The following is a 14,957-nucleotide window of genomic DNA, read 5'->3' as shown; positions in this document are numbered from 1 at the left end:
ACGTGGTGCGTATCGTGCTGGGATCGGACCTGGCGCCGGAGCGCGCCGCAGACCCCGCCTTGGCCCGCTTGCTGGCCGAGGGGCGTGGGTCGTTGGCGTTTCTGATCGGCAATACTGCCTGCCGCTATCGCCTGCTGGGGGCGGCTATCCATTGGGACCGTGTGCTGCTGGCATTCGATGGCGATCAGGCGCTGGGCTTTGCGGCGGTCAAGCATGGCCGGCGCGGGCCGTTTGCCATGCGTTGGCGGCCGTTCATTCGGGAGTTTGGCCTGCTCAGTGGCTGGGTGCGGTTTGTCGGCTTTTGCCTGAGCGAGCTGCGCGAGTGGCGCTACCCATTCCTGCTGTACGGGCTGCGGGTCAGCAAGGCCGCGCGCCAGCAGGGCGTGGGCGCCGCGCTGGTGCAGGCGTGCTGCGCGCATGCCGCTGCGTTGGGCTTTGCCCAGGTCGAGCTGGAAGTACCGCTGAACAACCCGCGCGCGCAACGCCTGTACCTGCACAATGGTTTCGCCCTGCGCCGCAAACGCTGGGTGCCATTCCCGCCGGTGCGCAACATGTGGCGGGCGGTGTGCCATGAGCGCTGAGTCGCCAGCCAACACCGGCCATTTCACACCGCCACAAGCGCTGGTGGACGGCCCCGGCTGGGTCGGCATCATGTCGCAGTGGGTGGCCTGGAAGGTGCTGCATCTGCCGCAATTCCTCGGCCCGGAAGGCCCGCCCTTCTGGCTGTGGCGCCGTGGCCGCAAGGCGCCCAAGGGGCTTAAGGCCATTGCCGGTATCGGCTACAAGCAGTCGTCGGCCCATGCCCGGGTGCTCTGCCAGCGCTGGGGGCTGCCGTACATTGCGCTGGAAGACGGCTTTTTGCGCTCGTCCTCGTTGGGTATCGAGGGTGATACGCCGATGTCCATGGTGGTCGACCCGGTGGGTATCCACTACCTGGCCGACCGGCCTTCGCTGCTGGAAAACATCCTGCAGCAGCCTGAAACGCTCAGCGCCTATGAGCTGGGCTGTGCCCGCGAGCTGATTGCCTTGATGCGCAGCAGTGGCATCGGCAAGTACAACAATGCCCAGGACCTACCCGCCGATGACCCGTTAGGCCGCGAGCGGCCGCTGGTGCTGGTGGTGGACCAGACGGCCGGGGATTATTCGATCCCGGGTGGTGGGCTGTGCGAAGCCGACTATGTGCGCATGCTGGATGAGGCCCTGGCAGAAAACCCGGGCGCCGACGTACGTGTGCGCATTCACCCTGACTGCCTGGGCGGGCAGAAACCCAGCTGCCTGCTGGATGCGGCGCGGGCCCGTGGGGTAACGCTGGAGGCGCGGCCGGTGGCTTGGGCGTCACTGGCCCGGCGTGCCCGGCGGGTGTACGTGGGCACCAGCCAGGCCGGGTTGGAGGCGTTGATCCAGGGCGTGCCGGTCACCTGCTTCGGGCTACCGTTCTATGCCGGCTGGGGGCTCACCGATGACCGCATGGCCATCCCTCGCCGGCAGGCCCGGCCAGACCTGGTGCAACTGGTGGCGGCAGCTTATGTGCGTTATTGCCGCTATGTCGACCCGTTGACCGGCCAGCTGACCGATGCCCTGACCGTGGCCCGCCAGTTGGCCAGCAAGAAAGCCCGCGACGCGGCGTTTGCCGGGCCGACGACGGTACTGGGCGTGAAGCGGCACAAACAGCACAACATCCGGCGCTTTTTTGCCAGCCGCTGGGGGCAGTTGCGCTTCAGCGTCGACGACCCGCAGTTGGTCAGCAAGGTAGCCGCCGAGCAGGGCCGCTTGCTGGTATGGGCGGCGCGCGAGCCGGCCGGCCTGGCGGAACGTGCGCGCCAGGCGGGTGTGCCACTGTGGCGGGTCGAGGACGGCTTCTTGCGTTCAACAGGGCTGGGCGCCACCAACAGCCCGGCGCTGTCGCTGGTGCTGGACCGTGGGGGTATTCATTACGACGCTCAGTCGCCCAGTGACCTGGAGCAGTTGCTGCAACACGGTGTTTTCGATGCCGGCACCCTCACCGAAGCCGCACGGCTGCGGCAGCAGATCGTGGCCAGCGGCGCCAGCAAGTTCAACTTGCGCAGCGGTGCAAGGCCAACCCTGCTAGGCCGCCCGGGCCAGCCGCGCGTGCTGGTGGTGGGGCAGGTCGAGGACGACGCCTCGGCGCTGTGCAGCGGTGGCGGTGCGGGGTGCAACCTGCGCCTGTTGCAGCAGGTACGGGCGCAGCTGCCGGATGCCTGGGTGTTGTACAAACCACACCCGGATGTAGAAGCCGGCAAACGGCGCGGCGCCATTGCCCCTGCGCAGCTGGCCGGGCTGGCCGACCAAGTGTTGGCGGGGGTGGATATTGCCGGGCTGTATGGCCAGGTCGACGCCCTGCACACGCTCAGTTCAACTGCCGGTTTCGAGGCGTTGCTGCGCGGTATGCCAGTGGTCACCTACGGCACGCCGTTCTATGCCGGTTGGGGCCTGACCCAGGACCATCAGCCATTACCGCGCCGTACCCGGCGCCTGACTCTGGACCAGTTGGTAGCCGGCGCCTTGCTGCGCTATGCGAGCTATGCCGACGCCCAGCACGACTTGCCCTGCGATGCCTGGCACGCCCTCGCCTGCCTCAGTGCGCCCCGTCCGGTGCACTGGCTGGCGCACCGGCGGGTGGCGCCGTTGCTCAACTACACCCGGACCATGCTCGGCTGCGGCCGGCCACTGGCCCCATCAAAGGACTAGAACATGCCTGTTTCGATCAAGGACATCCGCCGTTACGCGGCACTTCCCTGGCATTGCTTGCAGCTGGCCACCCATGCGAAGTCGTTCGAGAACAACCCGGTGCTTGGCAGCGCCCGGCTCAACGCCCTGGGTCTGCATGTACAGCGCCGCCAGTTGGCCATGGCCATGGCCGGTTACCGTCGCCAGGCGCTGGCGTCGCGGCTGGATGCCGCTGAGCGTGAGCATTTTGAGCAGAATGGGTTTTTCATCCGTGAAAACGCCCTGCCTGCCGAGCAGTTCTCGGCTTTGCGCGCCGAGTTGGGTGGGTTGCGCAGTACCGGTTGGGAAATGCGCCAGGGGCGCGCGGTCACCCGCCGGGTCAGCCTTGACCAGGATGTGCTGGCGCGCAACCCGGCCAGTGCGGCGTTCGTGGCGGACCCGGGGGTGCGCGACCTGATTGCGTACGCGTCGTCCAATACCGGTGGCATTACCTACCAGTTGCAGTCGATCGTGATCGATGCGGCCAATGCCGACCAGGACCCGCAAACGCGTTTGCATGCCGACACCTTCCACCCCACGGCCAAGGCCTGGTTGTTCCTGGATGATGTGGAGGATGACCAAGGGCCATTCAGTTACGTGCCGGGTTCGCATCGCCTGACTCCGGAACGGCTGGCGTGGGAGTATCGCCAAAGCCTGGGGGCGTCGCGTTCTGGCGAGCAGATGCACCGTGAGGGTTCGTTCCGCATCGACGAGCCCGAGTTGGCCGCCCTCGGCCTGCCGCCGCCCCGCCGCTTTGCGGTACCGGCCAACACCTTGGTGGTGGCAGACACTTCGGGTTTCCATGCACGGTGCGCCAGCCACCAGGCCAGCCACCGCGTGGAAATTTACGCCAGCCTGCGGCGTAACCCGTTCATTCCGTGGCGCGGGGCGCACCTGTTTGCGCTGCCGTGGATCGCCAATCATCACATGCGCTGGGATATACGGCTGAAGCGGTTGATGGGGTTTGGGAAGAAGAGCCATTGGAAGTTTGTCGAGCAGTTGAATGCGTATGAGGCGCCGCATATCTGAACAGCCGGCGCAAACCGTTATTGTAATCGATGGACTCGCCCCCGCCGAGGCATCACAGTGCCACGGTGGCGTTCTAAGAAGCCAACGGCAGCGAGGGCGAGACCATGAAAAAGCATAGTTCCAAGCAAGGTTCCCTGTCGTCCACTGATGTGGAGCTTTGCACAACCATCTGTGTAGACCTGGCCAAGCAGGTCTTTCAGTTAGCAGGCGAGGATGCTACCGGTCGGGTGATCTACGAAGATCGCATCAAATCCCGTCAGGCCTTTCATGATTTCCTGCTCAGGTTGCCAGCGACAGTGACCGTCTTGATGGAGTGCGGCCCAGGTGCACAAGCCTGGGCAAGGCTGCTGCAGGCCAAAGGTAATGCGGTTCGCATCCTGCCTGCGCAACGAGTCGCCGAACACCGCAGCGGCGCGAAGAACGACCGTAACGACACCCATGCCATTTTGCGCGCCGGTCGCGATACCAGTATTGCCTCGATATCGATCAAGAGCACCACAGCACTGGCTATTCAAGCACTGCACCGTATCCGCCGCGGCAACATCAAGCGGCATACCGCGCTGGGTAACCAGATACGTGGTTTGCTGCTTGAGCATGGCGTATCCATGCCACAGGGCGACGCTGCGATTGGTAAGCATGTGCCGCGGTCTCTTGAGGATGCCTCTTTACCTTTGCCCGACCTATTGCGTGAGTTGCTCGATGAGCTGTTGACGGACTGGCTGTCTCTGGGTGAACGCATTGCGGGGCTCAGTAGACGGCTCGAAGCGACAGCCCGGGAGGATAAAGTCGCACAGCGACTGGTCACCATTCGTGGCGTAGGCCCTATCATCGCCACGGCGATCGTGGCGAAACAGACCGAGCCCAGCCGCTTCGCCAGTGGCCGAATGTATTCCGCCTTCTTCGGTATCGTGCCCGATCAGCACAGCAGTGGAAACAAAGTCAGATTGGGCAGGATGAGCAAGCGAGGTGACGGCTACATACGTAGCCTGATGATCCAGGGCGCACATGCTGTCTTGAGTCAGCTAAGGCCTGATTCCGATCAGCCAGACGATCGCCGCCTCTTGCGCTGGCTATCCCGCCTTGGGCGCAAGGAAGCGGCGATCAGACTGGCTAATCGAAATCTGCGCATTATCTGGGCCCTGTTACAGAACGACCAGGTTTATCAACACAAACCGAACAGCAACCCGGAGGCTGCCATGAGCCTCTGACCAACCGAGTAATGCCACCGGGGCGCTAAGCGCTCCAACCCCTGCTAGTGAACATTGACCCCTGGTAAGACCGTCGCAGACTGATGCCTCCGCTCCTACAGGCCCGATGCAGTGGCCTCAATGTAAACGGCACGCTGCGAGCTCACCACGATGTCGGCCAGAAGCAAAAAGCTTCCTCGAACAGGCCTGATACATAGATGCAACCGGGTTCCTATGTTCAAAAGCAGCTAGACAGTGTGGGCGAGTCCATACATAGGAGCGGGTTTACCCGCGAATAGTCCGGGCCTGTTGGCCAATATCGCCTGGGCGTTCACCGTTGCAGGCACCACCGCATTCGCGGGCAAGCCCGCTCCTACAACGGGCGGTGGGGGGGCCACAATTTGCAATGGTTGAATCATGGTCGGCGCGGTAGTGGCGGCTACGCTGCTTCGGTAAACGTGCACTCAAGGAAAACCACATGCACTACGCCCATGCCCACCACCTACGCCGCCATCGGGCTTCGCACCCCGGCAGGCTCTATATGCTGACAACAGTCACGCAACAGCGTCGTCCTCTGTTCCACAACTTCAACTTTGCCAGGCTGGTGGTCACACACCTGCGCCAAGCCGACAGGGAAAACAGCTGCCTGACACTGGCATGGGTCGTCATGCCTGATCATGTCCATTGGTTGATAGAACTGAGGGAAGTCACCTTGGCCACCTTGATGCGCCGCTTCAAATCAAGGTCTAGCCATGCGTTGCGCAAGGCAGGGGTAACGCCTGCCCCCATCTGGCAAGCAGGCTATTGTGATCGCGCCCTGCGCAAGGACGATGATCTGCTCGCCGTGGCGCGGTACATCATCGCCAACCCGGTCAGGGCTGGCCTGGCACCCAATGTGGGCGACTACCCGCATTGGGATGCAATCTGGCTGTAGCAGCGCCGGCTCACCCCAACCGCGCCATCTCCTCCGCCACCACCGCCACGGTATGCCGAATCTGCTCTTCCGTATGCTCGCAAGACACAAAGAACCGCACCCGCGCCGAATGCTCCGGCACCGCCGGGTAAAGGATCGGCTGGGCATTGATGCCGCGCTCGAACAGGGCGCTGGACAAGCGCCCGGCCTTGAACGAGCTGCCAGTAATCACCGGGATCACCGCCAAACCGGTACTGGTCGCGGTGTCCAGCCCCGCTTCCCGCGCCAGGCGCAGGAACAGCTCACCACGCGCCTGCACCTGCGCTACACGCTCGCAGTCATCGGCCAGCAATTTCAACGCCGCCAACGCAGCAGCGGTAACCGCCGGTGGCATGCCCACGCTGTACAGAAAACCCGGCGCCAGGAACTTCAGGTGCTCGATCAAGGCGATACTGCCCGCAATGTAACCGCCGCAACTGGCCAGGGTCTTGCTCAACGTCCCCATCCAGATATCAACGTCATTACCCGCCAGGCCAAAATGCTCGCGAATGCCCTTGCCGGTCGCCCCCATCACCCCCAGCGAATGCGCTTCATCCACCATCAGGAAGACTTTGTGCTTGTGCTTGAGCTCAACGAACCGGGGCAGTTCGGGGTAGTCGCCATCCATGCTGTAGATGCCTTCCACCACCACCAGCACGCGCTCGAAATGTTGGCGCTGCTCGCCCAGCAAACGGTCCAGCGCCTGCCAGTCGTTGTGGGCAAAACTCAGGCGGCGCGCGCCCGACAGCTGAATGCCCTGCAGCACGCTGTTGTGAATCAGCTCGTCATGCACCACCAGGTCGCGCGGGCCGAACAGGTAGCCGATGGTGGTGACGTTGGTGGCGTGGCCGCTGACCATCACCACCGCGTCGTCCACGTCGTATAACCTGGCCAGCTCACGCTCGAGCTCGCGGTGCAGCGGGCGGTCACCGGAAACCGGGCGGCTGGCCGATACCGAGGTGCCGTAGCGGTCGATCGCAGCCTTGGCCGCTTCGGCAACGCTCGGGTGGCCGGAGTAGCCCAGGTAGTTGTAACTGGAAAAATTGAGGTACTGCTGCTCGCCAATCTGCGTCTGTGCGCCAGCCGTGCCCTGGTGCAGGCGGAAAAACGGATTGCTCAACCCCAGGCGCATGCCGCTCTGCTGGATCACCCGCAGTTGCTGATACCCCGGGTGCAGGTCAAAACGATAGTGCGCCTCGGGCACTTTCAGGGCAGCCTGCTGCACCTGCTCCAGAGTAGCGCCCTGCTCGCCTTCGGCAGCCACATTGCGGCGCCGGGCGAGGGCTTGCTGGATCAGGCGTTGCTTGGCATCGCCACCAAGGCCGGTCGGGGTTCTAGCTGTCATCTGGCGCTCTTAATCAATCAATCGGTTAGGTGCCGCGCTGCTGTCGGCCAAGGCCGCGGCCATCTGCGCCAACTCTTCGGCGCTGTGCTCGCTGCCATGGCGGGCAAGCACATTCTGCGCCAGCTGCTCTTCGCTGCTGCCTGCCTCACCACGCAACAACTCCAGCAGGCGCACGGCAAGCTTGTCGATGCTGGAGCTATCGCTCAGTTCCATCACCGGCAGGCGAATACCAAAACGCTCCTCCAGCGCCACCACCAGCTCAACGCTCATCAACGAGTCGAGCCCCAGCTCCTGCAGCGGCCGCTGGGCATCCAGGCGGGCCGGCGGCAGGCGCAGAATCTCGCACACCTCGTGCTTGAGCATTTCGGCGAAGCGCTCGAGCAACTCGGCATCGTCAAGCTCTGCCAGCATGCGCTGGATGTCCTCGCTGCTGCCTTCGTCTTCCTGGTCACCGCCATAGGCGCGGGCCAGTTCCATAAAGCGTGGCGTGCCGGCACTCGGCAGGAAGCGCGCCAGCGCCTTGAAGTCCAGTTCCAGCACGCCATGGCCGTTGTCATCGTCCAGCAGCATGGCCTCGAGCTGGGCCAGGGCGACGTCGGCGCGCAATGCGGCGCCGCCCATTCGGCTTTGCAGGGCATCCTTGATCTGGCTATTACGTGCCAGGAAGCCGACATCGTCGATGGCGCCCCACAGCACGGCCGTGGCCGCCTGGCCCTGGGCACGACGGTGCCGCGCAAGGGCTTCGAGCCAGTGGTTGGCGGCCACATAGTTGGCCTGGCCAGGGTTGCCGAACAGGGTGGTGGCCGAGGAGAACATCACGAAGAAGTCCAGCGCCAGGCCGTGAGACAGTTCATGCAGGTATTGCGCCCCCTTGGCCTTGGGCTCCAGCACGCGGCGCAGCTGGTCCGCCTCAAGGTTGCGGATCAGGCTGTCGTCGATCACCGTCGCCGCATGCACCAGGCCACGCAGTGGCCATGGGCTGGCGGCGATGCGCTCGAACACGCCCTGCAGTTGCTCGCGGTCGGTGATGTCGCAGGCCACTGCCTCCACGTCGATGCCCTGGGCCTGCCACAGCGCCAACTGTGGCTGGGCTTCGGCACTGGCCGGGCCACGACGGCCCAGCAGCACCAGGTGACGGGCACCTTTGTCGACCAGCCATTGCGCCGTACGCAGGCCAAAACCGCCCAGGCCACCAGTGACCAGGTAGCTGGCATCGGCGGCCAGTTTCAAGGCCCGCGCCGGCTGCGCACGGGTGTCGGTGGTCCGGTGGATGGGGTTGGCGTAGGTCACCACTACTTTCCCGATCTGGCGCGCCTGCTGCATGTAGCGGTAGGCCTCGACCACCTGGTTGGCGTCGAATTCACGGAACGGCAGCGGGTGCAGGATGCCTTTGGCGAACAGCTCCATCATTTCTGCGAACAGCCGGCGGGTAAGCGTTGGGCGTTCGCTCATCAGCTGGTCGGCATCGATACCGAAATAGCTGATGTTGTTGCGGAACGGGCGCAGGCCGATGCGCGTGTTCTGGTAGAAGTCGCGCTTGCCCAACTCGAGGAAGCGGCCAAACGGCTTGAGCACCTGGAAGTTGCGATTGATGGCCTCACCGGCCAGCGAGTTGAGCACCACGTCCACGCCACGCCCGCCGGTAGCCGCCAGCACCTGGTCGGCATAGGCCAGCGACCGCGAGTCGTAGATGTTGTTTACACCCAGCAGGCGCAGGAAGTCGCGCTTCTCGTCGCTGCCAGCGGTGGCATGGATTTCCGCACCCAGCCACTTGGCGATCTGGATGGCGGCAATGCCCACGCCACCGGCAGCGCCGTGGATCAGCACCTTCTCGCCCGGCTCCAGGCGCGCCAGGTGATGCAGCGCGTAGTACACGGTAAAGAAGGTACTTGGAATGGTCGCCGCGGCCTCGAACGACATGCCTTCAGGAATACGCGCCACGGCGTTGGCGTTGGTTACCAGGCGGTTGGCGAAGCTGCATGGGCCAAAGCCCACCACCCGGTCACCCGGGGCAAAGTCGCCGACCACGTCAGCCCCCTTGCCTTCCACCACACCGGCAAATTCGAAGCCCAGGGTGGGGCCGGAGAATCCGTTCTCGATGGCTTCGTCCGACAGCAGGCCAAGGGCGAACATCACGTCGCGGAAATTGAGGCCGGTGGCGCGCACGGCGATATCCAGCTCGTCTGCCGCTGGCTGGCGCGGCTCGCGCACTTCCCAGCGCAGATTGCGCAGCTGGCCAGGCAGGTCGAAGCCCAGGCATACCCACTGCGCTTCACTGCCGCTGGGGCGCGGCTGGTCGGCCAGTACCCGCAGGCGTGGCACATAGCGACGGCCTTCGGAGTCCAGGGCCAGCTCGGTTTCGTGGTCGGCCTGCAGCAGCGCTGGCAACGCCAGTTCGATCGGCGCTACCTGCGCCAGGTCGAGCAGGCGAATGCGGCAGTTCGGTGATTCGTTGGCCAGGGTACGGCCGAAGCCCCAGAACGCGGCATCGGCAATGCCCGCCACGTCTGCAGCGCTGTTGCCGCTGTACAGGTGCGCGGCAGCACCGCGGCTGAACAACCAGCACTGCGGGGCGATGGCCAGCGACTCACAGGCCTGTACCAACGCGGCCGCCAGCATGCAGCGCTCGGCCTGGCCATCCAGGCCGGTGCCGCTGTCGAAACCGGCCAGGTGCAGCACATGCTCCGGGGCCTGGGCCAAGGCGCCCAACTGGGCAGCCAGCGCCTGGGCGTCACCCGGCAGCAGCAGGTCGACATGCTGGCCGTGGGCGCGCAGTTGCTCGGCCAGGCCCAGGGCCGCGCCCTGCCCGGCTTCGCTCAGCACTGCCCAGCGCTGCACGGCCACGCTTGGCGCGGCCGCGGCCACATCCGGCTTGTCGGCCAGCAACAGGTAGCTGCCGCAGGCGCTGCCCGGCAACGCCTCCAGCGTGGGCAGCGCCGTCAGGCCGTGGCGCTGCAATTCATGTTTCCAGAACGCCGGGGCCTGCTGGCGCGACAACGCCTGCTGCGGGCCGGCCAGCCACCACTCGGGCTGGGCACCGAAGACGAAGTCGACCCAGCGGGCCGGGTACTGGCCCAGCAGTGCCAGTTGGCCATGCGGGTTGAGTTGGGCACAGGCCAGGCGCAGGGCATCGCCCACCGCTCCCAGTGCGCCCAGGTCGGTAGGCACCAGCACCCAATCGAAACTGCCGGCTTCGGCCAGTTGCTCAAGGCCAAGCACCTCCAGCGCCGGGCAATCGTCCCGCAGGCGCTGCTCAAGCTCAGGCTCGGCAACGCAATAGGTGTAGTCGAGGCGGTCGAAATCCAGGCCTGCGTACAGCAGTTCGGCAAACGAGGCACCGCCAAAGCCGATTTCCAGCACCCGCAGGCGCTGGCCAGCCGGCAGTTGCGCCATGCGCTCGGCCAAGGTCTGGCCGATGCCGCTCAGCACCTGCTGCTGCCCCGCCGCGCCCAGCACCAGGCGCGCCAGGTTGGCGGCGCTGGTTTCCCGTGGTTGCAGGCTGTCGAACAGCACGCTGCCATCGAGCAAGGCCGGCAGGTGGCGGCCGATACGGCCCACCGTATGGATGATCTGGAAGTATTCGGGGTAACTCTGGAAAAGCTCTTGCCAGATGGCTTCCGACGTTGGGCGCTCGCTCAGGTCGGCCAGTTGCCAGCCACCGTCGGCACTGCGCAGCAGGCTACCGTCCTGCTCGGCATGGCGCAGCAAGGCTGCCAGGAAGTCGCCCTGGGCCTGCGACCACAGCGCCACCTGCTCGGCGCTCAGGCGGCCGCCGGCCTGCTCCACAGCGTCCAGCACAAAGCTGCTGCACAGCACGTCCAGCAGCGGTTCCACTTCATTCAGGTAACGCAGCTGCGCCGGCTCATCGGCCAGGCGCTGCAGGGCCTCGGCCAGCGGCGTGCGCGCCACCGCCTGGCGCTGTAGCGGTACCACCTTGCCCGGCGCCGCCAGGCCCACATGGCCCATGCGCTTGATATCGCCGCTGCGGTCGTACTGCAGGCGTACGGCACGCATGCGCGCGTCCTTGATTGCCAGCACGGCAGCGCCACTGGCGTCGAACAGGGTGAAGTCGACCAGCAGCGAATGCGCGGTGCGCTTGCGCTGGCGCACCTCGGCCAGCACCGGCACCCCACCGGCGTTGGTGAAGGCTATGCGGCCCAGCTTGACCGGGATGAAGGCCAGGCCGTCGTTGCGGCCAGGGCGACTGGCCAGCAATTCGGTAATCAGCTGGAAGGCACCGTCCAGCAGGGCCGGGTGCAGGTGCAGGCCGGCCAGCTCATGTTCGATGACAGCCGGCACGGCCAGCTGGGCCAGCACTTGCCCTTGCGCTACCCAGGCGGCGGCTACTGTCTGGTAGGCCGGGCCGTAGTTCAGGCCCACCGCGCGGGTCATCGCCAGGTGCTGCTCGCCGGTAAAGTCTGCCGGGCGCGCCGGCAGTGCCGGGGCCCGGGCATCCAGCAGCACACCGCGGGCTTCGCCCGGCAGGCGGGCGACCACGTGCTGCACCCAGTCTTCGCGGTGCATCAGCGTGCGCGAGCTGATGCGCAAGGTACCGTCAGCCTCTTCCACCTGTACACGCACTTTCTTGCTGTTGTCGGCGCTCAACAGCAGCGGGTTGTGGATCTCCAGCTCTTCGATATCAACAAATTCGCCCGGCTGGTGAAGTTGCGCCACGGCCAGGGCCAATTCGGTAAAGCCTGCCCCCGGGAACAATACCGACTCGCCGACCTTGTGGTCGGCCAGGGTCGGGTACTGCTGGGTATCCAGGCGGTTTTCCCAGGTCAGTGCGCGGTCCGGTAATGGGTAGCCAAGCAGCGGGTGCACACGCTCATGGCTAAGCGCGCCATTGGCCTCGGCACTCACCGGCAAGCTGAAGTGGTCATACTGCCAGGCATAGTTGGGCAGGCGCAGCGGGCGCCCTGCCACGGGGAAGCGTGCCTGCCACTGTGGCTCGACAGCGGCAATCTGCAGGCGGGCGACGGTACGCTCCAACAGCAGCGGGCTGTGGTCGTTGCGCTGGAGGGTGGCAATCACCCGCCCCGGCTGCTCGCACTCGGCCAGCACGTCGGTGACGTAGCTGCGCAGGATCGCATGCGGGCCGACTTCGACGAACAGGTTCAGGCCGGTGCGCATCAGCGCTGCCAAGGCGCCCTGGAACAGCACCGGGAAGCGGATGTTCTGCCACCAGTACTGGCTGTCCAGGCGCTCTCCGTCCAGTTGGCCACCGACCACAGTGGAGTAGAACGGGATGTGCGTGGCTCGCGGGCGAATGTGCGCGAGGTCGGCGATGACCGCCTGCTCGATGGGGTTCATGGCCGGCGAGTGGAAGGCGTAGTCCAGGTCCAGGCGGCGGGCGAACATCTGGCGCTCGCCCAAGGCCTCTTCCAGCAACGCCAGGGCATCGACCTCACCGGCCACGGTAGCGCCGCGGGCGCTGTTTTCCCCGGCCACTACCAGGCGGCCTTCCAGTTTCAGTTCGCCAATCAGTTGCGCCGTAGCCTCACCCGAAAGGCCGACCGCCGTCATCTGCCCGGTACCACGGGTCAGGCCTTGCAGGCGGCTGCGGTGGTAAATGACCTGGGTAGCGTCTTCCAGGCTCAGCGCACCGCTGGCCCAGGCGGCGGCCACTTCGCCCACACTGTGGCCGATCACCGCCACCGGCTGAATGCCTTCGGCAGCCAGGACCTTGGTCACGGCCACTTGTAGGGCAAACAGCGCTGGCTGGGCAATTTCGGTACGGGCATAGCGGCCTTCACCGTTGTCACCCAGCAGTTCGGCGCGCAGCGAGTAGCCGGCCAGCGGCTGGAACAGGGCGTCCACTTCATCTACTGCGGCGGCGAACAGCGGCTGGTCGAGCATTGCCCGGCCCATGCCCTGCCACTGCGAACCGTTGCCGGAATAGACAAACACCGGTGCCGAGGCGACATCCAGCGCCTGGCCGGCCTCCAGCACCGCGCTCAGCTCACTGAGGGTTGGGTCCTGGGCATAGTCGTCCAGCGCTTGGGCGGCTTCGGCGGCATTGTCACTGATCAGCAGCAGGCGGTGGCTGTGCGCATCGCGGCGGTACATGGCCTGGTAGGCGACATCGTAATAGTCGGCCTGCGGGTTCGCGGCCAGGTAGGCAGCAAAGCGTTCGGCAGTTGCGCGCAGGCCTTCTTCGCTCTTGGCGCTGAGCAGCAACGGCACGCGCCGGGCATTGGCCACTGGCGCAACAGGCGCCTGCGGCTCGGTGCTTTGCAGGATGACGTGGGCGTTGGCCCCGCCAAAGCCGAACGAGTTCACGCCTACGGTCAGCTGCCCCTCAGCCTTCAGCGGCAACGGCTCGGTGACCACCTGCAGGTTGAGGTCGGCAAAGGCGATGTTCGGGTTCAGTGCCTGCACGCCGATAGTGGCGGGCACGGTGCGCTCGCTCAGGCAATTCAGCGCCTTCACCAGGCCTGCCACGCCGGAGGCTGCTTCCAGGTGGCCAAGGTTGCTCTTCACCGAACCGATCGGCAGCGGGTTGCCGGCGCCCCGCGCCTGGCCCAATGCCTCGCCGATGGCGCGGGTTTCGATCGGGTCACCCACGGCAGTACCGGTGCCGTGCGCTTCCAGGTAGTCCAGCTGCTCAGGGGCGATGCCGGCCAGGGCGTAGGCGCGCTTTAGCAAGGCAGCCTGGGCCTCGGCATTGGGCAGGGTCAGGCTGGACTTGCGCCCGTCGGTGTTCACCGCACTGGCCGCCACCACTGCAAGGATGGTATTGCCGTCGGCCACGGCCTGGTCGTAGTCCTTGAGCAGGAATAGCCCGCCGCCTTCCGACCGGGCATAACCGTCGCCGTTTTCGTCGAAAGACTGGCAGCGACCGGTGCGTGACAGCATGGTCGCCTTGGCGAAAATCATGAAACCGAACGGGTGCATGTGCAGGCTTATGCCGCCGGTCACCGCCTGGTCTACGTCCCCGCTGAGGATGGCCTGGCAGGCCTGGTGGAACGCTACCAGCGACGATGAACAGGCCGTGTCGATGGCCATGCTTGGCCCGCGCAGGTCGAAGAAAAACGACAGGCGGTTGGCCGCAATGCTCATGGTGTTACCGGTGGCCGTGGCACCGTCGATGGACGGCAGGTCTTCGAGCAACCGGTAGGACTGCTCGACACTGGCAATGCCCAGGTACACGCCACAGTTGCTGCCACGCACGCTGGACGGCTTGATGCCGGCGTTTTCGAAGGTTTCCCAGCACATTTCCAGCAGTATGCGCTGCTGCGGGTCCATCATTGCCGCTTCGCGCGGCGAGATGCTGAAGAAGCCGGCGTCGAACGCGCTGATATCGCCCAGTGTGCCGGAGGCGAAGGTATAGCTGGTTGCAGGGCTGGCCTTGTCCGGATGCTGGAACTGGCGTTTGTCCCAACGCGACGGGTCGACCTGGGTCACCAAGTCGCGGCCTTCCATCAGGTTTTGCCAGAAGCCGGCATTGGAAGAGCCGGGGAAGCGGTACGCACTGCCAACGATTGCAACCTTTCTACGCTTGATCAAAACCTATTCCTTCAAATCTCATCGGGCACCGTCCCATCCGTCGGACAGCCGGCATGCCTGGCCTGGCCATGAAGCTGGCCGGTCTTTATATGTCACTGATGATTGTCTGGTTACCTGAAGCAGCATGCACGCGGTGGGGCGCAAGACGCTTAGTCCGCAGCTGGCGTGGAATTGTTCAGATTTATGTGTGCGGATGATACGCGGGTTG

7 protein-coding genes are annotated in these 14,957 nt (G+C 65.2%); 5 read left to right on the top strand and 2 right to left on the bottom strand.

The genetic code is table 11. From position 1 onward, the window contains the following. Positions 1-2: 2 nt before the first annotated feature. The 5 genes from AC2T3R_RS06695 to AC2T3R_RS06675 all read left to right on the top strand — a co-directional run bounded on the left by AC2T3R_RS06695 (position 3) and on the right by AC2T3R_RS06675 (position 5,877). Entirely contained in the window at positions 3-581 is a 579-nt protein-coding gene (locus tag AC2T3R_RS06695) for a GNAT family N-acetyltransferase (protein WP_352230951.1), read from the top strand. Then, positions 571-2,709 carry a capsular polysaccharide biosynthesis protein gene (locus AC2T3R_RS06690; protein WP_486744813.1) on the top strand — a complete coding sequence of 713 codons (2,139 nt, stop codon included), beginning with the start codon at positions 571-573 and terminating at the stop codon, positions 2,707-2,709. The genes AC2T3R_RS06695 and AC2T3R_RS06690 overlap by 11 nt, the downstream gene beginning before the upstream one ends. A gap of 3 nt (positions 2,710-2,712) precedes the next feature. Further along, entirely contained in the window at positions 2,713-3,756 is a 1,044-nt protein-coding gene (locus AC2T3R_RS06685) for a phytanoyl-CoA dioxygenase family protein (protein ID WP_486744812.1), read from the top strand. 149 nt (positions 3,757-3,905) lie between these two features. Further along, the gene (locus AC2T3R_RS06680; protein ID WP_085665802.1) at positions 3,906-4,964 is read left to right on the top strand and encodes an IS110 family RNA-guided transposase; all 1,059 of its coding nucleotides are present in this window, start codon (positions 3,906-3,908) and stop codon (positions 4,962-4,964) included. Positions 4,965-5,421: 457 nt separating this feature from the next. Further along, entirely contained in the window at positions 5,422-5,877 is a 456-nt protein-coding gene (locus tag AC2T3R_RS06675) for an REP-associated tyrosine transposase (protein WP_486744811.1), read from the top strand. A 10-nt stretch (positions 5,878-5,887) separates the two neighbouring features. Here AC2T3R_RS06675 and AC2T3R_RS06670 read toward each other — a convergent pair whose 3' ends face one another. Both AC2T3R_RS06670 and AC2T3R_RS06665 read right to left on the bottom strand, forming a co-directional pair. Beyond that, positions 5,888-7,240, bottom strand: coding sequence for an aminotransferase class I/II-fold pyridoxal phosphate-dependent enzyme (locus AC2T3R_RS06670; RefSeq protein WP_280044699.1), 1,353 nt, complete (start codon positions 7,238-7,240; stop codon positions 5,888-5,890). Positions 7,241-7,249: 9 nt separating this feature from the next. Next, on the bottom strand, positions 7,250-14,749 hold the full coding sequence (locus AC2T3R_RS06665) for a type I polyketide synthase (RefSeq protein ID WP_486744810.1): 7,500 nt from the start codon (positions 14,747-14,749) through the stop codon (positions 7,250-7,252). Positions 14,750-14,957: the final 208 nt, after the last annotated feature.

The organism is Pseudomonas sp. PVC-5-1, assembly GCF_057444345.1.
This window is presented reverse-complemented; position numbering and strand designations above follow the sequence as displayed.